General features: G+C 63.5%; 24 protein-coding genes and 1 riboswitch. Of the genes, 20 read left to right on the top strand and 4 right to left on the bottom strand.

The window, feature by feature from the left end; genetic code table 11:
• Positions 1–1,035: 1,035 nt before the first annotated feature.
• From SB822_RS29495 to SB822_RS29510, 4 genes are all read right to left on the bottom strand, one after another.
• Complete coding sequence (locus tag SB822_RS29495) at positions 1,036–1,563, bottom strand: hypothetical protein (RefSeq protein ID WP_410856246.1); 528 nt, start codon at positions 1,561–1,563, stop codon at positions 1,036–1,038.
• A 110-nt stretch (positions 1,564–1,673) separates the two neighbouring features.
• Positions 1,674–2,171, bottom strand: coding sequence for a hypothetical protein (locus SB822_RS29500; protein WP_009771310.1), 498 nt, complete (start codon positions 2,169–2,171; stop codon positions 1,674–1,676).
• 196 nt (positions 2,172–2,367) lie between these two features.
• Positions 2,368–3,141 carry an SDR family NAD(P)-dependent oxidoreductase gene (locus SB822_RS29505; RefSeq protein WP_410856229.1) on the bottom strand — a complete coding sequence of 258 codons (774 nt, stop codon included), beginning with the start codon at positions 3,139–3,141 and terminating at the stop codon, positions 2,368–2,370.
• Positions 3,138–4,871 carry an ABC transporter ATP-binding protein/permease gene (locus SB822_RS29510; protein WP_410856230.1) on the bottom strand — a complete coding sequence of 578 codons (1,734 nt, stop codon included), beginning with the start codon at positions 4,869–4,871 and terminating at the stop codon, positions 3,138–3,140. Before SB822_RS29510 ends, SB822_RS29505 begins: the two co-directional genes overlap by 4 nt.
• A gap of 317 nt (positions 4,872–5,188) precedes the next feature.
• Positions 5,189–5,299, top strand: a riboswitch (TPP riboswitch).
• Between the two features lie 230 nt (positions 5,300–5,529).
• Between SB822_RS29510 and SB822_RS29515 the strand changes: the two genes are divergently transcribed.
• The 20 genes from SB822_RS29515 (at position 5,530) to hisH (ending at position 22,162) form a co-directional block, all read left to right on the top strand.
• A complete protein-coding gene (locus SB822_RS29515; protein WP_410856231.1) occupies positions 5,530–6,669 on the top strand; it encodes an FAD-dependent oxidoreductase in 1,140 nt (379 codons plus the stop codon).
• 10 nt (positions 6,670–6,679) lie between these two features.
• Positions 6,680–6,877: a sulfur carrier protein ThiS gene (gene thiS / locus SB822_RS29520; RefSeq protein ID WP_035538717.1), complete on the top strand. Its 198-nt coding sequence runs from the start codon at positions 6,680–6,682 to the stop codon at positions 6,875–6,877.
• A 59-nt stretch (positions 6,878–6,936) separates the two neighbouring features.
• Positions 6,937–7,761, top strand: a complete 825-nt coding sequence (locus SB822_RS29525) for a thiazole synthase (RefSeq protein ID WP_035988932.1) — start codon at positions 6,937–6,939, stop codon at positions 7,759–7,761.
• Entirely contained in the window at positions 7,758–8,879 is a 1,122-nt protein-coding gene (thiE, locus tag SB822_RS29530) for a thiamine phosphate synthase (RefSeq protein ID WP_007731858.1), read from the top strand. Before SB822_RS29525 ends, thiE begins: the two co-directional genes overlap by 4 nt.
• Before the next feature lie 86 nt (positions 8,880–8,965).
• Entirely contained in the window at positions 8,966–9,787 is an 822-nt protein-coding gene (locus tag SB822_RS29535; RefSeq protein ID WP_007731857.1) for an ABC transporter ATP-binding protein, read from the top strand.
• Positions 9,784–10,551 (top strand): lipid asymmetry maintenance ABC transporter permease subunit MlaE, encoded by a 768-nt coding sequence (gene mlaE / locus SB822_RS29540; protein ID WP_007731856.1) that lies wholly within the window; start codon positions 9,784–9,786, stop codon positions 10,549–10,551. Before SB822_RS29535 ends, mlaE begins: the two co-directional genes overlap by 4 nt.
• Before the next feature lie 78 nt (positions 10,552–10,629).
• Positions 10,630–11,184 carry an outer membrane lipid asymmetry maintenance protein MlaD gene (mlaD, locus tag SB822_RS29545; protein ID WP_007731854.1) on the top strand — a complete coding sequence of 185 codons (555 nt, stop codon included), beginning with the start codon at positions 10,630–10,632 and terminating at the stop codon, positions 11,182–11,184.
• A gap of 11 nt (positions 11,185–11,195) precedes the next feature.
• Positions 11,196–12,128 (top strand): VacJ family lipoprotein, encoded by a 933-nt coding sequence (locus tag SB822_RS29550; protein WP_007731853.1) that lies wholly within the window; start codon positions 11,196–11,198, stop codon positions 12,126–12,128.
• A 137-nt stretch (positions 12,129–12,265) separates the two neighbouring features.
• Positions 12,266–12,898, top strand: coding sequence for a phospholipid-binding protein MlaC (locus SB822_RS29555; RefSeq protein ID WP_007731852.1), 633 nt, complete (start codon positions 12,266–12,268; stop codon positions 12,896–12,898).
• The gene (locus SB822_RS29560; protein ID WP_007731851.1) at positions 12,895–13,200 is read left to right on the top strand and encodes a lipid asymmetry maintenance protein MlaB; all 306 of its coding nucleotides are present in this window, start codon (positions 12,895–12,897) and stop codon (positions 13,198–13,200) included. Before SB822_RS29555 ends, SB822_RS29560 begins: the two co-directional genes overlap by 4 nt.
• Before the next feature lie 268 nt (positions 13,201–13,468).
• Positions 13,469–14,395 carry an ABC transporter ATP-binding protein gene (locus SB822_RS29565; RefSeq protein ID WP_007731850.1) on the top strand — a complete coding sequence of 309 codons (927 nt, stop codon included), beginning with the start codon at positions 13,469–13,471 and terminating at the stop codon, positions 14,393–14,395.
• Positions 14,392–15,147 carry an ABC transporter permease gene (locus tag SB822_RS29570; protein WP_086909681.1) on the top strand — a complete coding sequence of 252 codons (756 nt, stop codon included), beginning with the start codon at positions 14,392–14,394 and terminating at the stop codon, positions 15,145–15,147. Before SB822_RS29565 ends, SB822_RS29570 begins: the two co-directional genes overlap by 4 nt.
• A gap of 23 nt (positions 15,148–15,170) precedes the next feature.
• Positions 15,171–15,410 (top strand): BolA family protein, encoded by a 240-nt coding sequence (locus tag SB822_RS29575; protein WP_007731848.1) that lies wholly within the window; start codon positions 15,171–15,173, stop codon positions 15,408–15,410.
• A gap of 233 nt (positions 15,411–15,643) precedes the next feature.
• A complete protein-coding gene (murA, locus tag SB822_RS29580) occupies positions 15,644–16,906 on the top strand; it encodes a UDP-N-acetylglucosamine 1-carboxyvinyltransferase (RefSeq protein WP_007731847.1) in 1,263 nt (420 codons plus the stop codon).
• Positions 16,903–17,601 carry an ATP phosphoribosyltransferase gene (hisG, locus tag SB822_RS29585; RefSeq protein ID WP_007731846.1) on the top strand — a complete coding sequence of 233 codons (699 nt, stop codon included), beginning with the start codon at positions 16,903–16,905 and terminating at the stop codon, positions 17,599–17,601. The genes murA and hisG overlap by 4 nt, the downstream gene beginning before the upstream one ends.
• A 54-nt stretch (positions 17,602–17,655) precedes the next feature.
• Positions 17,656–18,978 carry a histidinol dehydrogenase gene (gene hisD / locus SB822_RS29590; protein ID WP_007731845.1) on the top strand — a complete coding sequence of 441 codons (1,323 nt, stop codon included), beginning with the start codon at positions 17,656–17,658 and terminating at the stop codon, positions 18,976–18,978.
• 152 nt (positions 18,979–19,130) lie between these two features.
• Entirely contained in the window at positions 19,131–20,201 is a 1,071-nt protein-coding gene (gene hisC / locus SB822_RS29595; RefSeq protein WP_007731844.1) for a histidinol-phosphate transaminase, read from the top strand.
• Positions 20,202–20,254: 53 nt separating this feature from the next.
• The gene (hisB, locus tag SB822_RS29600; protein WP_007731843.1) at positions 20,255–20,842 is read left to right on the top strand and encodes an imidazoleglycerol-phosphate dehydratase HisB; all 588 of its coding nucleotides are present in this window, start codon (positions 20,255–20,257) and stop codon (positions 20,840–20,842) included.
• 61 nt (positions 20,843–20,903) lie between these two features.
• Complete coding sequence (locus SB822_RS29605; protein ID WP_009771323.1) at positions 20,904–21,524, top strand: MarC family protein; 621 nt, start codon at positions 20,904–20,906, stop codon at positions 21,522–21,524.
• A complete protein-coding gene (gene hisH, locus SB822_RS29610) occupies positions 21,521–22,162 on the top strand; it encodes an imidazole glycerol phosphate synthase subunit HisH (protein WP_007731841.1) in 642 nt (213 codons plus the stop codon). The genes SB822_RS29605 and hisH overlap by 4 nt, the downstream gene beginning before the upstream one ends.
• Positions 22,163–22,318: the final 156 nt, after the last annotated feature.

Consider the following 22,318-nt stretch of genomic DNA (forward strand, 5'->3'; position numbering starts at 1 on the left):
TGGCGATAGTAGTTGGGGTGCGCTTCGCGCGGAAGCTGGGGGTGCTTTCGAAATCTTTCATGCGTAAGAGGTTTTGGTTTTTTTGTCTGCGACGCTGGGTGGGGTTTTTGCTGTTGCGCGGGCATCCGGGTTTTGCTTTTTGTGTGCTGGCGGTGCCCGGTCGGTGTGTCTGCCTTTGCGGTGGCATCCGCGATTTGCTCTTGCGTTGGCATCCGCGATTTGTCTTCGTACTTCATGCGTTGCCCCTGTGCGGGGCGGCACCTACTTTTCTTTGCCGCCGCAAAGAAAAGTAGGCAAAAGAAAGCGGCTAACACCGCCAGTTCTTGTGTTTGCCTGAGGGCCCCTAACCGGTCCTACGCTGCACACGGCAGCATTTCTGTTCACGCGAGTTGCCAACGCTTCGAATGAGCGCCTCACCCGCTTCAAACACCCGTACATGGGCTCACGGCAGCGAACGGTATGTGCCGCCCAGGTGGCAAACTGTGTGTAGGTTGTCGCGTCGTATAGCTTGGCGCTCTTACAGGGTGGAACACCTGCGCTATCGGTCCGAAGTGAGGCGAGTGGAGTGCTACGGCCTACACACAGTTTGCCACCTGGGCGGCAGCGGAATATCTGGCACGGCACGCCGCAACGCGGGAGCGTGAAGCGGGTGAGGCGCACGGAGAACGCGTTGGCAACACACGCAAACAAGGATGTTGCCGTGTGAAGCGTGGGACCGGTTGGGGGCCCTCAGGCAAACACAAGAGCTGGCGGTGTTAGCCGCTTTCTTTTGCCTACTTTTCTTTGCGGCGGCAAAGAAAAGTAGGTGCCGCCCCGCACAGGGGCGACGCTTGAAGCACGAAGGCATAACGCGGATGCCAACGCAAGAGCAAACACACCGACCGGCGACGCATCAACGGGTAAGTCACCACGCGGATGCCAGCGCAAAGACAAGCATACCGACCGGCGCCGCCAGCACACAAAAAAGACAAACACACCGGACGCCAGCGCAGCAAAGCCAAAAACAACACCCAACCGGCAACGCCCCGCAGAGCATCACTTCCCGATGGCAGAAGTCTGAATAGTCTCAACCTGCAAATCAGCGATCTGATTCACAACCATCTTATCGATCAACCCATCCAGCTTCACCGAAGCACTCGAATACCGATCGACCCCAAGCCCACCCGTCTGATACCGCGCGGTAACAAGAATCCGCCCATGCTGAATCAGCGTGAGATCGATCATGGAAAGATACTGCATCGGTTCGTCGCTGAACGAGCGGCGCCCATAGTCGACAGACGCGTTATACACGAGCCGCGCCTCGCACCCAGCCGGCGACGTCCCCGGGTTATACACATCAGATCGAATCCCGCGCTTATCGAGCGCAAGCTGCAACGCAGGCACGAAGTCGCCCGCAGAAACCAGCTGGTTAACCTCGATGCAAACCGTGCTGATCTTCGCGCGCCGTCCGTTGATAAAGGTCGGCGACGAATAGTTCGAAGCGATCGCATAGCCCGCCTGAATCACGGACCCCGTCGCATCGGCGGCCGTAATCAGCGTCCACGCGCACCCGCCCAGCGACATCAAACAAAACGCCGCGAGCAAGAACCGCAAAACATGCGCGAATGAAGAGGCGATCACGGTGCGCTCGCGAGCGGGTTGATTGAGGTGACGTCAGGTCGTGTCAAGAACGCTCAGCGCGCAATGCGCAGACGCAGTTCATTCTGGCCTTGCACGCTCGCCGTGACGCTCACGCGGCGGTCGGCCGTCTTCACGATGAAGTGCTGGCGCGTCGGCGTGTTGATGTCGTGCACGACGTTCGGGAAGCACGCAGCGATATCCGCGCCGATTTCTTCGAGCGGATCGTTGACGAAGCCGTCGGCTTCCCAGTGCGCGCGCCAGCGGCAGTCGTACGAATGCGCGTTGGCACGGCAGTCATCGATCGGGTCGACGCCCGGCAGCGACGCAGCAGGCTCGTCGCGCAGCTTCTTGAAGTCGGCGGACGACACGATGTGCGACAGCGCGGGGCAGACGTCGGCGGGTTCGGCCTGCTTCACAGGCGCGGTCTGCGCGGCATTCGCTGCCGTCGCGAACAGCAGCACGGCCGTGGCCGTCAGCGCGGCGTCGCGGCCGGACTGCGCGATACGAAGAGACAAACGGGAAAGCGAGGGGAGGCGGCGGTCGAAAGACATGGCAGGTATTTCCAGTGACGTTGAGTTTGCGTCGCGGGCTGCGCCAGGGGAGCGTTTGGCCCACGATGCAATCGTCGCTGGAAAGGCCCGCGCGCAAAGCACGGAACAGCGCATGCGCTTCGGAAGTGCTTTCGAACTGTTCGAGAGTCTTTCAGGATGTTGCGCCGACTGGGAGCGCGTAAGGCTCGCGCGACGCCTAGCCGAGCGTCAACCCGCCGTCGACGTGAATCACCTGACCCGTGATGTGACGTGCAGAGTCGGAAAGCAGAAAGGCGATCAGCGCGGCAATGTCGTCGGGTTCGGCGACGTGCCCGAGCGGCGTCGCCTCCGCCGCGCGCGCCCACGCGAGCGCATTCTCCGCACTCGGCCCGCGATCCTTGCGCGTATAACCCGGCGCGACGCAATTCACCGTGACGCCGTGCGGCGCCAGTTCGGCGGCCGCCGTTTTTGCCAGCGATTCGAGCGCAGCTTTCGCGGCAGCCGTGCCCGCAAACGCCGAGTCCGCGCGATAGCGATGCGCGACGAACGAACTCACGGCCACGACGCGTCCTCGTTTCGATGTTTCGAGCGCAGGCGCCGCCCGTTTGACGAGCGCGCCGAACGCAGCGGGCATCGCCGCGAACGACTCCGCGAGCGCATCGAAATCGAGCGTGCCGATGGTCTGACGCTGCGCGTGTCCTGCGTTGGCGACGATCTGGTCGAGCGCGCCAAAACGCGCGAGCGTCTGATGGACGGCATGTTCGGACGCGCCACGTTCGGCGAGATCGGCGAGCACCGTCGCGCACGTCGCACCGTTCGCCGCGCAGGTTGCCGCGACCTGATCGAGCCGCACTCGCGAAGCCTCGTCCGCGCCGCGCGCATGCAGCATCAGCGCGACACGCGGCGCCGCGATGCGCCGGGCGAGCGCGGCACCGATGCCGGAGCCCGCGCCCGTCACCAGCACGACGCGCTCGAACGGCGCGTCGCTCATGCGGCCTCGCGCTCGACCGCGCGCTCGATGAACAGCGTGTGCTCGTGGAACGCTTCGAGCGTCTTGCGATGCGCGACGCTGACGATCGCCGCGTTCGGCAGACGCTCGATCAGCGCGTTGTAGATGATGCTTTCGTTCTCGGGATCGAGCGCGCTCGTCGCTTCGTCGAGGAACAGGAAGTCGGGCTGTTGCAGCAACGCGCGTGCTGCGGCAAGACGCTGCTGCTCGCCCGGCGACAGCGAGCGTTCCCAATGCGTCGATTCGCCCAGGCGGTCCGCGAGTTCCGGCAAGCGGCACACGGTGAGTACTTCGCGGCACGCTTCGTCCGAATAGGCGGAAGCCTCCGACGGATAGCAGAGCGCCGCCTTCAGCGTGCCGATGGGCAGATAGCTGCGCTGCGGGATGAACAGCAGCTTTGCATCCGTGGGCTTTTCGATCGTGCCTTCGCCGAACGGCCACAGGCCCGCGAGCGTGCGCATCAACGTGCTCTTACCCGCGCCCGAAGGCCCGCGCACCAGCCAGCGCGTTTTCGGGGCGATGGTGAACGAGCCGACGTTCGCCATCGGCTCACCGTTGGGACGCTGCAGACGAAGATTCGTCACTTCGATCGAATCGGCATCCGTGATGTGCACGTTGATGCCGCCGTGCGCGGTGCCTTCGACGACCGACTCATGCAGATGCTGCGAACGCATCACGCGATTGAATTCCCGCAGACGGTTGACGGTGGCGCGCCACTCGGCGAGCGAATCGTAATTGTTGATGAACCAGGAGAACGAATCGCTGACCGTGCCGAACGCGCCCGTCACCTGCTGGTACATGCCGAACGAAATGCTCTTCGAAAAGTACTTGGGCGCAGCCGCGATGTACGGAAAGACGATAGCCAGCTGCGAGTAACTGATGACGACGATGTTGAAGCGTCGCGTGAAGCGCATGATGAGGCGCCAGTTTTCGCGGATGTGTGAGAACACACCCTTGAGCTGCTGCTCTTCCGAACGCTCGCCCTGATACAGCGCGATCTGATCGGCGTTTTCGCGGATGCGGATCAGCGAGAAACGGAAGTCGGCTTCCACACGCTGTTGCTGGTAGTTGATCGACACCAGCGGATGGTTGACCTTGTGCGTGACCCACGAGCCGACTGCCGCGTAGACCAACGCCGCCCACACCATGTAACCCGGAATCGAAAACTCCGTGCCGAACATGTGGAACGCGAACGCGCCCGACAGGTTCCACAGGATCACGATGAACGAGAACAGTGTGACCGTGGTCGACAGCAGGCCGAGCGACAGATTCAGCGAGGCGCTGGCCAGCCCTTGCAGGTCGGCGGAAACCCGCTGGTCGGGGTTGTCGGCGAGACTGTCGCGCTCGATCCGGTAGTACGCGCGGTCGCCCAGCCATTCGTTCAGATAGCGGTTGGTGAGCCACTGCCGCCAGCGGAATTCGAGCATCTGCCGGAAGTAGGTCCGGTACGAGCCGAGCAGGATCAGCGCGAGCGCAATGACCGTGAACTGCAGCAGCGAATATTTGAAAACGGGATAGTTGTACTGCTGGATCGCGTCGAAGAACGTGCGCTGCCAGGTGTTGAACCAGACGTTGGCCGCGACCATCGTCATATTCATCGCGATGACGAGCGCGAGCAGACCCCGCGCTTTCCATCGATCCTCGGACACCCAGTAGGGCTTGATGAGGCCCCACGCGGTGATGTCCGCCGGATTTTTCGAGTTGTCGATCATAAGCATCCTTTCATACGGTCGGCCGGGCGGCGGCGAGATGCATTGCGCAGCGGCATGGTGCTGCTGTCGCATCCCGTCGAGTGGGTGGCCCGGCTGCGATTGTTCCGGCACCGACTTAATCTGAACTTAAGCGGACGTTTCACCGTGCCTCGGCGCGGCCTCGCAAACCCGACAAAGGCCTTGCAGTGGCGCGGCGTTCCGTCCGCATTGACGCGTGCCATTGTGCCAGAGCAACAGGGAACCTCGCCAAAATCAGCCGCGGCCGATTGAGGTCTGCCCGGGTTTGCGGCGCGCGCAGCTTTTATGGTCTAATGGTCCGGACGAAACAGGGGTGCTTCGTGCGCTGGCAGTCGCTGCAGCGAGGCTGAGAGAAACCCTTCGCACCCGATCCGGGTAATACCGGCGCGGGAAGTTTTCGGGAAGTATTTCCTGGAAGTTCTCCTTCCGCCGGGGCGGCGTTCCCGTTTTTTGTGAGCGCCCATACCCGGCTGGCCTTGCCCGCCGGTTTCGTCCTTGGGTACGTGCGCACTTTGCCGTACGGAAAGGATTAGATGACCGCTCATTCTTCACCTATTCGCTTTATTGCTGCGGGTTTCGCCCGTCGTTTTGTCGTGGGCGCGCGGTTTGGGACGCGCGAGGCTTGCTTCGGAGCCACACGATGAGGACTTCTGCTCAACCGGATTTCGCCGTGATCGGCGGCGGGCTGTGCGGGCGTCTCGTCGCCTGGCAACTCGCGGGCGAGGGGCATCGCGTTGCGCTTTATGAGCGCGGTGACGCGGCCGGCACGCAGGCGGCCGCGTGGGTCGCCGCCGCGATGCTCGCGCCGCTGGCCGAGGCCGCCAGCGCCGAACTGCTGATTACGCGGCTGGGCGCGGCGTCGCTGGAAACGTGGCCGACCTTGCTCGCGCAATTGCCCGAGCCGGTGTTTTTCCAGCGCAACGGCTCGCTGATCGTCTGGCATCACAGCGATCGCGCCGAGGCGCCGCTCTTCGAGCGTCGGCTGCGCGCCAACGCGCCCGCTGAACTGCTCGACGGCGGACTCGTCGCGCTAGCAGGCGCGCAGGTCGGCGCGGCCGAGCCCGCGCTCGCCGGCCGCTTCACGCAAGGCTGGCTGCTGCCGCACGAAGGCCAGCTCGATAACCGCCAGGTGCTGTCGGCGCTGGCTGCGGGGCTGGCACAACGCGGCGTCGAGACGCACTGGAATACGTCCGTCAGCGACAGCGCGTTGCCGCCCGCGAAGATCACGATCGATTGCCGCGGGCTGGGCGCGAAGCCCGTGATGCCGACGCTGCGCGGCATTCGCGGCGAGGTCGCGCGCGTGCACGCGCCCGGCATCGATCTGACACGTCCGGTGCGCCTGTTGCATCCGCGCTATCCACTCTATATCGCGCCGAAGCAGGACGATCTATACGTGATCGGCGCGACGGAAGTGGAGGGCGAGGATATGTCGCCCGTCAGCGTGCGCTCGGCGCTCGAATTACTGAGCGCGGCGTTTTCGGTGCACCCCGGTTTCGGCGAGGCGCGCATTCTCGAACTGAACTCGCAATGCCGGCCGACGCTGCCCGACCACCGTCCCGTGCTGCTGTGGGACGGCGCGAGCACGCTGCGCGTGAACGGGCTGTACCGGCACGGCTACATGATCGTGCCGGAAGTCGCGGGCGAAGCGGTGCGGCTCGCGTCGGCGCTGCTCGATGGCCGCGTCGCCGATTCCGACGGTTTCGCCGACTGGCAGCGCAACGCGCGCTGGAGCGAGCTGTTCCGGCTCGACCGCGAGCCCGCTGTCACTCTCAATGTTTGAACTCATAGACATGGACATCCAGATCAACCAGAAGCCGCTGTCGCTGCCCGAAGGCGCGACTGTCGCCGACGCGCTCAGCGCGTACGGCGCGCGGCCGCCGTTCGCCGTCGCGCTGAACGGCAATTTCGTCGCGCGTGGGCAGCATGCGGCGCGCGCGTTGCATGCGGGCGACAAGCTCGACGTCGTGCATCCCGTCGCGGGCGGCTGAGGCCGAAGTTATAGCTAAAGCCAGCCCACGCGACGCAAGCCACTGACAAGGAATCACACATGAACTCACACGCGAACGCACCCGCCGACGCGCTCACGCTTTACGGCGAAACTTTCCAGAGCCGCGTGCTGCTGGGCACGTCGCGCTATCCGTCGCTGCAGTCGCTGTCGGATTCGATCGCGGCGTCGAAGCCGGGCATGGTGACGGTCGCGCTGCGCCGGCAGATGAGCGAGGGCGGCGCGGAAGCTGGCTTCTTCGATCTGCTCAAGCGTCACGGCGTGCCGCTCCTGCCGAACACGGCCGGCTGCCAGACGGTGAGCGAGGCGGTCACGACGGCGCACATGGCGCGCGAAGTCTTCGACACCGACTGGATCAAGCTCGAACTGATCGGCGATGACTACACGCTGCAGCCTGACCCGGTCGGGCTGATCGAAGCGGCTGCGCAACTGGTGAAGGACGGCTTCAAGGTGCTGCCGTATTGCACGGAAGACCTCGTGATCGGCAGGCGTCTGCTCGACGCTGGCTGCGAAGCGCTGATGCCGTGGGGCGCGCCCATCGGCACGGGCAAGGGCGTCGTGAATCCGTACGGCTTGCGCGTGCTGCGCGAGCGTTTGCCCGATGTGCCGCTGATCGTCGACGCGGGCCTCGGCGTGCCGTCGCATGCGTGCCAGGTGATGGAGTGGGGCTTCGACGGCGTGCTGCTGAACACGGCCGTCTCGCAGGCCACGCACCCGGAGACGATGGCACGCGCCTTTGCAATGGGCGTCGAAGCCGGCCGCGAGGCTTATCTGGCCGGCCCGATGGCCGAACGTGAAACTGCCCATGCGAGCACGCCCGTCGTCGGCATGCCGTTCTGGCATCAGGATGGGAGCGCTGCTGCATGACGGAGACTCTGAAACTCGCGGGCCGCGACCTGTTCTGGCCACCCGCCGACGAACTCACGGAAGCGGCCGAACGCATCCGCGCGCGCCTCGGCGACTGGCCGCCGACGCACGTCAACTGGCGCATCTGCCTGACAGCGCCTGACGACGCGAATGGCGGCGATCTGATCGTCTTCACCGACCTGAAGCAAAGCAGCGAGCAGCATGTCGAGCAGATCGCGCGCTGGCAGACGCAGGGCGCGGGCGTGATCGAGGCGGCGGCGGGCAGCGCGGTGCTGCATCTGGGCGGCGTGCGTCATCAGCTGGAAGGCCATCTCGCGGAAGACTGGATTGCCGCGCTTGCCGCGTTTCTCGATTGCGGGTTCGATCCGCACGATGCGCTGGTGCTCGCGCTCGCGTGGCGCGACGGCGACGAGACGAAATCCGACGATGCGTGGCCGTGTGACATCTCGCGCTTCCCGCGCGTCGCCGGTTTGCCGGACGCGCCTGCGCAAGCTTTTGCCGCATGTCCGGATGCACTTGGCATCTATGCCGTGCTGCCGACGGCGGAATGGGTCAAGCGCGTAGCCGGCTTCGGCGTGAAGACGTTGCAGCTGCGTCGCAAGGCGGCGGAGCCGGACGAGCTGAAGCGGGAAATCGCGCGCTCGGTCGCCGCGGGCCGCGAGCATGACGCGTGCGTTTTCATCAACGATCACTGGCAGGCGGCCATCGACGCGGGCGCTTACGGCGTCCACCTCGGCCAGGAAGACGTGCATACGGCGGATCTGCACGCTTTGTCGAAGGCAGGCGTGCGCCTCGGCCTGTCGACGCACGGTTACTACGAAATGCTGACGGCGCTGCACTTCCGTCCGAGCTACATTGCGCTTGGCGCCGTGTTCCCGACCACGACGAAAGTGATGCCGACCGCGCCGCAAGGTCTGGCAAGGCTCGCGCGCTACGTGAAATTGCTGGAAGGCGTCGTGCCGCTCGTCGCAATCGGCGGGATTAGCGGCGATGTGCTGCCGCAAGTGCTCGCTACGGGTGTGAAAAGCGCGGCCGTCGTGCGCGCGATCACGGAAGCAAACGATCCCGCGTCAGCCGCTGTGGCGTTACAAAAGGCGTTTTTGCAACAAAAAGTTTAGAAAAGTTAAATCCTTAGCGTCGTCAAGGCAGGGTTTGCACGAAGGCCCTATAATTCGGCCTTCCGTGTAAAAGGACTGTCAGTTACGTGCCTTCCTCTTCCGAGACCCTCCTTGAACTGCGCGACGTCGACTTCGGCTACGGCGAGCGGCTCGTCCTGTCGAACCTGAATCTGCGCTTCAAACGCGGCCAGGTGGTCGCGGTCATGGGCGGCTCGGGGTGCGGCAAGACGACCGTGCTGCGGCTGATCGGCGGCCTCGTGCGCTCGCAGCGCGGCCAGGTGCTGTTCCACGGGCAGGACATCGGCACGCAGACGCGTGAAGACCTGTACGAGCTGCGTCGCAAGATGGGCATGCTGTTCCAGTTCGGCGCGCTTTTCACCGACATGTCGGTGTTCGAAAACGTCGCCTTCGCCCTGCGCGAGCACACCGATCTCCCCGAAGAACTGATCCGCGACCTCGTGTTGATGAAGCTCAACGCGGTCGGGTTGCGCGGCGCACGCGACCTCGCGCCGTCGGAGATTTCGGGCGGCATGGCCCGCCGCGTGGCGCTCGCCCGCGCCATCGCGCTCGATCCCGAACTGATGATGTACGACGAGCCGTTCGCCGGTCTCGACCCTATTTCGCTCGGCATCACGGCCAACCTGATTCGTGCGCTCAACACGGCGCTCGGCGCAACGTCGATCCTCGTCACGCACGACGTGCCTGAGTCGTTCGCGATCGCCGATTACGTCTACTTCCTCGCCAATGGCGGCGTCCTCGCCGAAGGCACGCCGGCGGAACTGCGCGCATCGACGGACCCGACGGTGCGCCAGTTCATCGACGGCACGCCCGACGGTCCGTTCAAATTTCACTATCCGAGCAGCACGCCGCTCGCGGCGGATTTTGGCATCGGCGGAGGCCGCGCATGATCAGCTTCATCGGCCGTTCCGTCATCTGCGGGCTCGGGCAGACGGGTTATGCGACGCGCATGTTCGTGCGTCTCGTGCTCGAATTCTTTCCGCTGCTGCGCCGTCCGCGTCTTGTCACGAAGCAGATCCACTTCGTCGGTAACTATTCGCTGGTGATCATCGCAGTGTCGGGGCTGTTCGTCGGCTTCGTGCTCGGGTTGCAGGGTTACTACACGCTCAACCGCTACGGCTCCGAACAGGCGCTCGGCCTGCTGGTCGCGCTGTCGCTGGTGCGCGAACTCGGGCCTGTGGTGACGGCGCTGCTGTTCGCCGGGCGCGCGGGCACGTCGCTCACGGCCGAAATCGGCCTGATGAAGGCGGGCGAGCAACTGACGGCGATGGAAATGATGGCCGTCGATCCTCTGAAAGTGGTCGTCGCGCCGCGCCTGTGGGCGGGCATCATCTCGATGCCGATTCTCGCGGCGATTTTCAGCGCGGTGGGCGTGCTCGGCGGCTACGTGGTGGGCGTGCTGATGATCGGCGTCGACGCCGGCGCGTTCTGGTCGCAGATGCAGGGCGGTGTCGATGCGTATCGCGACGTCGGCAACGGTGTGATCAAGAGCATCGTGTTCGGCTTCGCGGTGACGTTCATCGCGCTCTACCAGGGCTACGAAGCGAAGCCCACGCCGGAAGGCGTGTCGCGCGCGACGACCAAGACAGTCGTCTACGCGTCGCTGGCCGTGCTCGGTCTCGATTTCCTGCTGACCGCGCTGATGTTCAGCTAGGCGGTGGCGAGCCAACCTTCGCGCGGTGCGCCGCGCAGCGCTTGCGCCGCAGCGGCATAGATTCTCTTTGGGATGACGATGAAAAAAACTGCTCTCGATTTCTGGGTAGGTCTGTTCGTGGTGCTCGGCTTCATCGCGTTGCTGTTCCTCGCGCTGAAGGCGGGCAACATGAGCTCGCTGTCGTTTCAGGCGACGTACCCGGTCAAGCTGAAGTTCGACAATATCGGTGGCCTCAAGGTCCGCGCGCCCGTGAAGAGCGCGGGCGTGACGGTGGGCCGCGTCGAATCGATCGGCTTCGACAGCAATTCGTATCAGGCGCTCGTGACGCTCGATCTCGACAAGCAATATCAGTTTCCGAAAGACACGTCCGCGAAGATTCTGACGTCGGGCCTGTTGGGTGAGCAGTACATCGGTCTTGAGCCGGGTGGCGACAGCGAAATGCTGAAAGCCGGCGACACGATCACGATGACCCAATCGGCTATCGTCCTGGAGAATCTGATCGGGCAGTTCCTGTATAGCAAGGCAGCGGATTCGGGCGCTGCCAAACCCGGTGCATCTGCTGCGGCGCCTGCGCTGGCAGACCCGGCTCCTGCAGCTTCGGCTGCAGCCGCTTCGGGTGCATCCGGCCAATAAGGAGAATAACAATGAACACGACACGCTTACGTGTCGCGGGGATCACGCTGGCGGTGGCAGTGCTGGCGGGTTGCGCAACCGTTCAGAATCCGACGAAGGAAGATCCGATCGAGGGCTTCAACCGTACGGTCTTCACGTTCAACGACACGCTCGACAAGTACGCGTTGAAGCCGGTCGCGAAGGGCTACGTGTTTGTCACGCCGCAACCGGTGCGTGACAGCGTCACCAACTTCTTCTCGAACATCGGCGACGTGTACATCGCGGCGAACAACCTGCTGCAGCTGAAGATCGCCGATGGCGTATCGGACATCATGCGTATCGTGATCAACACGATCTTCGGTGTCGGCGGCCTGTTCGACGTCGCGACGCTCGCGAAGCTGCCGAAGCACGACAACGACCTCGGCCTGACGCTCGGTCACTATGGCGTGCCGCCTGGTCCGTATCTGGTGCTGCCGCTGTTCGGGCCGAGCACGGTGCGCGACGGCGTGGGCATGGTGGGCAACTACTTCATCAATCCGCTCACGTACGTGCAGCCGGACAGCGTGAGCTGGGCGCTCTACGGTCTGAACGTGGTCAACACGCGCGCGAACCTGCTGAACGCAAGCGACGTGCTCGAAGGCGCTGCGCTCGACAAATACTCGTTCGTGCGTAACGCGTATCTGCAGCGCCGCCGCTATCTGCTGACGGGCGGCAATGCGTCGGCGGGGCTGCCGGACTACGGCAGCGAAGCACCGCTGCCGAAATACGAGGACGTCGACGGCGGCGCGGCAACTGCGCCCGCACCCACGCCGGCTTCGGCGCCGGAGGCGGCTTCGGGTGCGTCTTCGAACGATGCAGCGGGTGCCGCTCAGCCGGCGTCGGGCACCGATGCGCCGCCGACCGTCCCCGGTGGCCAGATCGTGCCGCCGGCGCACTTCGGCTACCCGTCGCTGAAGCTGCGCTGAGGCATAACAAATGCGAGCGGCGTATCCGTCTGTCGTAACACTCGGATACGTTTCTCGCAGTTTGGGCGTGGATGGCGGCTGAACTCGCGTGATATCGTCGCCTCCAAACCAAGCTTATTTTTTTTGCAGGACTGGAAATGAAAAAATTCTTCTTCTTTATCCCGTTTATTGCAGCTCTCTTTGCATTCAGTGGCGCGGCGTCGGCGCAAGCCGTCGATAGCAGCAATCCTGACGTGTTGGTCAAGACCGTCACGCAGCAGGTGATCGACGCCGTGCGCGCCGACAAGACGATCCAGAGCGGTAACATCGGTGCCGTCACGAAGCTCGTGAACGAGAAGATTCTTCCGTACACGGACTTCCGCCGCACGACGCAACTCGCGATGGGCCGCAACTGGCGCACGGCGACGCCGGAGCAGCAGAACGCAGTCGTCGAGCAGTTCAAGACGCTGCTGATCCGTACGTATTCTGGCGCGCTGGCTCAGGTGAAGGACCAGGAAATCCAGTACAAGCCGTTCCGCGCGAGCCCGGAAGACACCGACGTGGTGGTCCGCTCGGTCGTGATGAACAACGGCTCGCCCGTCGAACTAGACTACCGTCTGTACAAGACGCCGCAAGGCTGGCGCGTGTATGACCTGAACGTGCTCGGCGCATGGCTGATCCAGGCGTACCAGCAGCAGTTCAACGAGCAGATCCAGAAGAGCGGTGTCGACGGTCTGATCCAGTTCCTGACGGCACGCAACCAGCAACTCGCAAACGGCAAACAGTCGTGAACAACTTTGTCAGCGCGCCGGTGAGCACGCCCGTCAACGCGTTCGAAACTGGCAGCACCCTGACCCACGCGAGCGCGAATGCCGCGCTCGCGGCGGGTCTCGCGCGCATCGGCAGCGGCGCGACGGCGGTCGACTGTGCGGCACTCACGCAATTCGATTCGTCGGCGCTGGCCGTGCTGCTCGCATGGCAACGCGCGGCGAGCGCGCGCGGCACGCCGCTCGTCGTCGTCAACCTCCCTGCGGGGCTGTCCAGTCTCGCGCAAGCCTACGGCGTCGATACCCTCATCACCGTACGACATTGACGCTCACGCGTCAGTGAGCTTCGCGCCGCGTTTCACCCTTTGCGCTGGCTCACGTTCTCCCAAGGCAAGTCGGGCGGTTCGACTTTTGCCCTATAATCAAACGTTTTTTGGCGCCTGGCCATTCCATCCCGCATCGCGGAAACGGCCGTAGAGGTTGCAGCAGCAGCGCAAGCGGTCTATTGCACCCGGCCCCAATTTCGTTCCCCCATGCATTCGCGCCCTTGCCGGGCGATCTATCAGGCGCTGTCCACTTTGACGGCGCACAGTCATGTCAGCGATTGAAATTCGTAACGTCAGGAAGCGCTACAAGGATCTGCAAGCGCTCAAAGGCGTCAGCTTCACCGTCGAACAAGGCGAATTCTTCGGGCTGCTCGGTCCGAACGGCGCCGGCAAGACGACGCTCATCAGCATCCTCGCCGGCCTCGCCCGCGCCGATGAAGGCAGCATCACGGTTCACGGCCACCACGTCGTCGACGACTTCCGTCTCGCGCGCCGCGCGCTCGGCGTCGTGCCGCAGGAACTCGTGTTCGATCCGTTCTTCACCGTGCGCGAGACGCTGCGCATCCAGTCGGGCTACTTCGGCCTGCGCAAGAACGACGACTGGATCGACGAAGTGATGGCCAATCTCGATCTCACCGAAAAAGCGGACGCGAACATGCGTGCGCTGTCGGGCGGGATGAAGCGTCGCGTGCTGGTCGCGCAGGCGCTCGTCCACCGGCCGCCCGTGATCGTGCTCGACGAGCCGACGGCGGGCGTCGACGTCGAATTGCGCCAGACGCTGTGGAAATTCATCTCGCGCCTGAATCGCGAAGGGCACACGATCGTGCTAACCACGCACTATCTGGAAGAAGCCGAATCGCTGTGCGACCGCATTGCGATGCTACGGCGCGGTGAAGTCGTCGCATTGGAGCGCACCAGCACGCTGCTCGAACGTTTCGCGGGCACGCAACTGTTCATCCGTTTCGCGCAAGGCGTGCTGCCCGCCGAATTGCGGGTGCTCGAAGTCGATCCTACCAATGTCAACGGACGTCAGCATCTGCTGCGTCTGTCGAGCTACGACGACGTGGAACGCATCCTCGCGCAATGCCGCACGGCCGGTTGCACGTTCGATGAAATCGAGGTCCGCAAGGCCGACCTCGAAGACGTGTTCATGCAGGTGATGAACGGGCCGGAAGTGGTCGAGGGGTTGGCATGAACGGTTTCCGTACTCTGTTCTACAAGGAATTGCTGCGCTTCTGGAAGGTCGCGTTCCAGACAGTGCTCGCACCGGTTATCACCGCATTGCTGTACCTGACGATCTTCGGCCACGCGCTGCGCGATCACGTGCAGGTCTATCCGGGCGTGCTGTACACGAGCTTCCTCGTACCGGGCCTCGTGATGATGAGCGTGCTGCAGAATGCGTTCGCGAACAGTTCGTCGTCGCTGATTCAGTCGAAGATCACGGGCAATCTCGTGTTCGTGCTGCTGCCGCCGCTGTCGCACTGGGAGATGTATGGCGCGTATGTGCTCGCGGCCGTCGTGCGCGGGTTGAGCGTCGGGCTGGGCGTGTTCATCGTCACGGTCTGGTTCATCCCGATGAGCTTCAGCGCGCCGCTTTATATCATCGCGTTCGCGGTGCTCGGTTCGGCGATTCTCGGCACGCTCGGTTTGATCGCGGGCATCTGGGCCGAGAAGTTCGACCAGCTCGCCGCGTTCCAGAATTTTCTGATCATGCCGCTCACGTTTCTGTCGGGCGTGTTCTACTCGACGCATACGCTGCCGCCCGTGTGGCGCGAAATCTCGCGGCTGAATCCATTTTTCTACATGATCGACGGCTTTCGTTATGGCTTCTTCGGTATGTCGGATATCAATCCGATGTGGAGCCTGGCGATCGTCAGCGGTTTCTTCGTCGTGCTGGCCGTGCTGGCGATGCGCATGCTCGCGTCCGGCTTCAAGCTGCGTCACTGACTGGACCATTAACAGGAGCACTCATGCTACCCACTCCCGAACAGGTCAAGAATTACATCGCGGCGGGCCTTCCTTGCGAGCATCTCGAAGTGGAAGGCGACGGCCAACATTTCTTCGCGACCATCGTGTCGCCGAATTTCGAAGGCAAGCGTCTGATTCAACGGCATCAACTCGTGTATGCGGCGCTCGGCGACCGGATGCGCGAAGAGATCCACGCGCTCAGCATGAAAACGCTGACGCCCACCGAATGGCAAAGCGCCTGACTCGCGTATAGACATTGCGCGGAAAAACCTGCTGTCTGTCGGAGGACGGCGCTCAATAACCTGGCTGCAAGAGCGGAAAAACAAGCTGCACAATAAGCTTTAGACGTAGCTGCAAATTAGCTGGAACATTAGTGCGACTTACACAAGAGAATCGCGACGCCGCAAACGGCGCCGCAGCAACCGCCCACAACAAGACGCCCGCAGGCGGACGGGCAGATCAGGAACAAACAGGCATGGACAAACTCGTGATTGAAGGCGGGCAGAAGCTCGCTGGTGAGATCGTTGTTTCGGGTGCGAAGAACGCGGCGCTGCCGATCCTTTGCGCAGGCTTGTTGAGCGCGGAGCCCGTTCATCTCGACAACGTGCCCGATCTGCAGGACGTGCGCACGACGCTCAAGCTGCTCGGCCAGATGGGCGTGCGCACGGAAAGCAGCGACGGCCGCGTGATGCTCGACGCGTCGAAGGTCGACAATCTGGTCGCGCCGTACGAACTCGTGAAGACGATGCGCGCGTCGATTCTGGTGCTCGGCCCGCTCGTCGCGCGCTTCGGCGAAGCGAAGGTGTCGCTGCCCGGCGGCTGCGCGATCGGCGCACGTCCCGTCGATCAGCACATCAAGGGCCTGCAGGCGATGGGCGCCGAGATCAACATCGAGCACGGCTTCATCGAAGCGCGCGCGAAGCGTCTGAAGGGCGCGCGCATCATCACCGACATGATCACCGTCACGGGCACGGAAAACCTGCTGATGGCGGCCGTGCTCGCGGAAGGCGAGACGGTCATCGAAAACGCCGCGCGCGAGCCGGAAGTCGGCGATCTGGCGAATCTGCTGGTCGCGATGGGCGCGAAGATCGACGGCATCGGTACTGACCGTCTCGTGATTCAAGGCGTCGACAAGCTGCACGGCGCCAAGCACACGGTCGTGCCGGATCGTATCGAAGCGGGCACGTTCCTGTGCGCGGTCGCGGCGGCGGGCGGCGACGTCACGTTGCGCCATGTGCGTCCGCAGATTCTCGAAGCCGTGACGGACAAGCTGCGCGAAGCAGGCGTGACGATCGAAGAAGGCGACGACTGGATGCGCGTGCGCATGAACCAGCGTCCGAAGGCCGTGTCGTTCCGCACGTCCGAATACCCGGCATTCCCGACCGACATGCAGGCGCAGTTCATGGCGCTCAACACGCTGGCTGAAGGCACGTCGCAAGTGGTCGAAACGATCTTCGAAAACCGCTTCATGCACGTGCAGGAACTGAACCGTCTCGGCGCGAACATCACGATCGACGGCAAGACGGCGCTCGTCAACGGCGTCGAGAAGCTGTCGGGCGCGAAGGTGATGGCAACCGACCTGCGCGCGTCGGCGAGTCTCGTGATCGCGGGCCTGTGCGCGGATGGCGAAACGCTGATCGACCGCATCTATCACCTGGATCGCGGCTACGACCGGATGGAATCGAAACTCACCGCAGTCGGCGCGAAGGTGCGCCGCATCAAGGGTAATCAGGCATGAGCGAATTGCCGCAAACGTCGACGTCGCCGGCGGTCGGTAAGCCGCTGACGCTCGCGTTGTCGAAAGGCCGCATCTTCGATGAAACGCTGCCGTTGCTCGCGGCAGCGGGCATCGAAGTGACGGAAGACCCGGAAACGTCGCGCAAGCTGATTCTGCCGACCACCGATCCGAACCTGCGCGTCATCATCGTGCGCGCCACCGACGTGCCGACGTACGTCGAGTACGGCGCTGCCGATTTCGGCGTCGCGGGCAAGGACGTGCTGATCGAGCACGGCGGCGGCGGTTTGTATCAGCCGATCGATCTGGATATCGCGCGCTGCCGGATGTCGGTGGCAGTCGCCGCCGGTTTCGACTACGCGAATGCGGTGCGCCAGGGCGCGCGTCTGCGCGTCGCCACGAAGTATGTGGAAGTGGCGCGCGAGCACTTCGCCGCCAAGGGCGTGCATGTCGATCTGATCAAGCTGTATGGATCGATGGAACTCGCGCCGCTGGTGGGCCTGGCCGACGCGATCGTCGACCTGGTCAGCTCGGGCGGCACGCTGCGCGCCAACAATCTTGTCGAGGTCGAAGAGATCATGCAGATCTCGTCGCGCCTCGTTGTGAACCAGGCGGCGCTGAAGCTGAAGCGCGCGGCGCTGGCGCCCATTCTCAACGCGTTCGAGCGCGCGTCGCAACGCACCGGCGCAACGGCCTGACGCAAAGGTCACAGCCGGGTCTGACTCGCGCGCCTTACCGAAACGGATACCAGCATGTCTATCAAGATTCGCAAACTCGATTCCAGCACTGAGAATTTCCAGAAGTCGCTGCATGCGGTGCTCGCGTTCGAAGCGAGCGAAGACGAAGCGATCGAACGCTCGGTCGCGCAGATTCTGGCCGACGTGAAGGCGCGTGGCGATGCCGCCGTGCTCGACTATACGAACCGTTTCGACCGTCTGAACGCGAAGGATGTCGGCGCGCTCGAACTGCCGATGTCGGAGCTGGAAGCGGCGCTCGAAGGCCTGGTGCCGAAGCGCCGCGCGGCGCTCGAAGCCGCGGCGGCGCGCGTGCGCGGCTATCACGAGAAGCAGAAGATCGAATGCGGCAGCCATAGCTGGCAGTACACGGAAGCCGACGGCACCGTACTTGGTCAGAAGGTGACGCCGCTCGACCGTGCGGGTATCTACGTGCCGGGCGGTAAGGCGGCATATCCGTCGTCGGTGCTGATGAACGCGATTCCGGCGCGCGTGGCCGGCGTGCGCGAAATCGTCATGGTCGTGCCGACGCCCGACGGCGTGAAGAACCCGCTCGTGCTCGCGGCGGCGCTGCTGGGCGGGGTCGATCGTGTGTTCACGATTGGCGGCGCGCAGGCGGTCGGCGCGCTCGCGTACGGCACGCAGACCATTCCCGCCGTCGACAAGATCTGCGGCCCCGGCAATGCGTATGTCGCGTCGGCGAAGCGCCGCGTGTTCGGCACGGTCGGCATCGACATGATCGCCGGTCCGTCGGAAATTCTTGTGCTATGCGACGGCACGACCGATCCGCGCTGGGTCGCGATGGACCTGTTCTCGCAGGCCGAGCACGACGAACTCGCGCAATCTATTTTGCTGTGCCCGGACGAAGGTTTCATCGCGCGCGTCGAAGACGCCATCAACGAACTATTGCCGACGATGCCGCGCCGCGACGTGATCCAGGCGTCGCTCGAAGGGCGCGGCGCGCTGATCAAGGTGCGCGACATGGAGCAGGCGTGCGCGATCGCCAACGACATCGCGCCGGAACACCTCGAAATTTCCGCGCTGGAGCCACAGCAGTGGGCGCAGCAGATTCGCCATGCGGGCGCGATCTTCCTCGGCCGCTACACAAGCGAAAGCCTCGGCGACTACTGCGCGGGGCCAAATCACGTGCTGCCTACGTCTCGTACCGCACGTTTCTCGTCGCCGCTCGGCGTCTATGATTTCTTCAAGCGCTCCAGCCTGATCGAAGTGAGCGCGGACGGTGCGCAGACGCTCGGTGAAATTGCCGCTGAGCTTGCGTATGGCGAAGGCCTGCAGGCGCATGCACGCAGCGCCGAGTATCGGATGAAGAACACAGGCTGACCTTTTGCGGCGAGCCGGCTTTTCACGCGGGCAACACACGCGCTGAATTTGAGACGGCTCCGTTTTCACGAAGACAGAGAACTCAACCCGGGGCGGCCGCGAGCCGCCCCTATTGCGCTGTCGCCTGCCAGAAGGCGGGCGCGCCCCACGCCATGACGACACCTCAAGACATCATCCGCCGCGACGTGCTCGCGATGACGAGCTACCCCGTTGCCGATGCGACGGGCCTCGTGAAGCTCGATGCAATGGAGAATCCGTTTCCGCTGCCGGAAGCGCTGGCCGCGCAACTCGGCGAGCATCTGGCGGCCGTCGCGCTGAACCGCTATCCGGCGCCGCGTCCGCAGGCGCTTATCGAGAAGCTCAAGCGCGTGATGAGCGTGCCGGCGAACTGCGAGGTGCTGCTCGGCAACGGCTCGGACGAACTGATCAGCATCATCTCCGTGGCGTGCGCGACGCCGGGCGCAAAGGTGCTGGCTCCCGTGCCGGGCTTCGTGATGTACGCGATGTCAGCAAAGCTCGCGGGCATGGAGTTCGTCGGCGTGCCGCTGAACGCCGACTTCACGCTCGACGTGGAGGCGATGCTCGCCGCCATCGCTGAACACCGGCCTGCCGTGATCTACCTCGCGTATCCGAACAACCCGACGGGCACGCTGTTCGATACGGCCGACATGGAGCGCATCGTCGCCGCGGCGAGCGGAAGCCTCGTCGTGATCGACGAAGCGTATCAACCGTTCGCGCAAGAAAGCTGGATGCCGCGTGCGGGAGACTTCGACAATGTCGTCGTGATGCGTACTGTGTCGAAGCTGGGACTCGCGGGCATTCGCCTCGGCTACATGGCGGGCCGCACGGAATGGATCAACGAATTCGACAAGGTGCGTCCGCCGTACAACGTCAACGTACTGACGCAGGCGACGGCCGATTTCCTGCTCGATCATATCGACGTGCTCGACGCGCAGGCCGCGCAACTGCGCGACGAACGCACGAAGCTGGCTCAATTGGTCGCCGCGCTGCCGGGTGCCGAAGTGTTCCCGAGCGCGGGCAATTTCCTGCTGGTGCGCGTGCCCGATGCATCGGCGACGTTCGAAACCCTTCTTACTTCGCGGGTTTTGATCAAAAACGTGAGTAAAATGCATCCATTGCTCGCGAATTGCGTGCGTTTGACGGTCGGTTCGCCGGAAGAAAACGCTCAAATGCTCGCCGCGCTGAAACTCGTGCTGAACTGAAGTCAGCACGTTCACAACCCCACTTTTTTCAAAGTCAGATTCGAGGAATTGCCATGCGCCTTGCGGAAGTCGTTCGCAACACCAGCGAAACGCAGATCCGTGTGAAGATCAACCTGGACGGCACCGGTCAGCAGAAGCTGGCCACGGGCGTGCCGTTCCTCGATCACATGCTCGACCAGATTGCCCGCCACGGGCTGATCGATCTGGACATCGAGTCGCATGGCGATACGCATATCGACGACCACCATACCGTCGAAGACGTCGGCATCACGCTGGGCCAGGCTGTTGCGAAGGCCGTCGGCGACAAGAAGGGCATTCGCCGCTACGGTCATTCGTACGTGCCGCTCGATGAAGCGCTGTCGCGCGTGGTGATCGATTTTTCCGGCCGGCCGGGCCTCGAATTCCACGTACCGTTCACGCGTGCGCGTATCGGCACGTTCGACGTCGATCTCTCCATCGAATTTTTCCGCGGCTTCGTCAATCATGCCGGCGTTACGCTGCATATCGACAACCTGCGCGGCCTGAACGCGCATCATCAGATGGAAACGGTGTTCAAGGCGTTCGGCCGCGCGTTGCGCATGGCCGTCGAACTGGACGAGCGCGCGGCGGGGCAGATTCCGTCGACCAAGGGCAGCCTCTGAGCGAGCAATAGCCACCCAAGCCACCCAAAGGACCGGTTGCGCGGCGCGCGGCCGGCTGGAGATGGACACCATCAAGTCGTTTATTTCGCTGCTGGCGTTGATCAACCCGGTCGGCGCGATACCGTTCTTTCTGAGCCTGACGTCGCAGCTGTCGCCCGCTGAACAGCGCCGCACGATCCGTGTCACGTCGATTTCGGTGTTCTGCGTGATTACGGTGAGCACGTTGCTCGGGCAGCAGATCATCCGCTTCTTCGGCATTTCGATCGGCGCGCTCGAAGTGGGCGGCGGCATCATCATGCTGCTGATGTCGATCAGCATGCTGAACGCGCAGGTCGGCAATGCGCGCTCGACGCCGGAAGAGCGTCACGAGGCGGAGATGAAGGACAACATCGCCGTCGTGCCGCTGGCGATTCCGCTGCTGACGGGGCCGGGCTCTATCAGTACTGTCCTAGTCTATTCGGCCAGCTATCCTCATTGGTACGAGCGGATTACTCTGATTGGCATCGGCGCTGTGATTGCGGCGCTCTGTTTCGGATCGCTGAGTCTTGCTGAACCGATTGCCCGCTGGGTCGGTCGGACGGGAATCAACATCGGCACGCGGTTGATGGGTTTGATGTTGTCGGCGCTGGCGGTGGAGTTCATCGTCAACGGATTGAAGGCGTTGCTGCCTAACTTGAAATGAAAACTTCGATTGCGATTGTGGATTACGGAATGGGCAACCTGCGCTCGGTCGCCCAGGCGTTGAAGAAAGCCGCGCCGGAAGCGGACGTGGCGATCGTCGACAAGCCCGAAGCGATCCGCGCGGCGGACCGCGTGGTGCTGCCGGGCCAGGGCGCGATGCCCGACTGCATGCGCTCGCTCGGTGAATCCGGCTTGCAGGAAGCCGTCGTCGAAGCGTCGCGCAGCAAGCCGCTGATGGGCGTGTGCGTCGGCGAGCAGATGCTGTTCGACTGGAGCGCGGAAGGCGATACGAAGGGCCTGGGCCTGTTGCCTGGGAAGGTGGTGCGCTTCGATCTGGAAGGCCAGCTGCAGGACGACGGCTCGCGCTTCAAGGTGCCGCAGATGGGCTGGAACCGTGTCCGTCAGACGCAGCCGCACCCGTTGTGGGACGGCGTCGCCGACAACGCGTTCTTCTACTTTGTGCACAGCTATTACGTCGTGCCGGAAATCGCCGCGCATACGTCGGGCGAAACCGTGTACGGCGTGCCCTTTACCTCGGCAGTGGCGCGGGATAACATTTTTGCGACCCAATTCCACCCGGAAAAGAGCGCCGACGCGGGCTTGCGCGTGTATCGCAACTTCGTGGACTGGAATCCCTGATCCCTGCCGTCAGCATCTTTAACCGTCCATGTTCTCCGTCCGCTCTCGCTGCCTCGCTCCGATGCACACGCATCGGACGACCGTTGGCAAGGTCGCCGAAAGACATGTACTAAACTAGCGGAACGGCCTGGCGCGGGCGGCAGCCTGATTTCCCGC

Source organism: Paraburkholderia sp. SIMBA_054 (assembly GCF_046534875.1).
Lineage (GTDB): Bacteria > Pseudomonadota > Gammaproteobacteria > Burkholderiales > Burkholderiaceae > Paraburkholderia > Paraburkholderia hospita.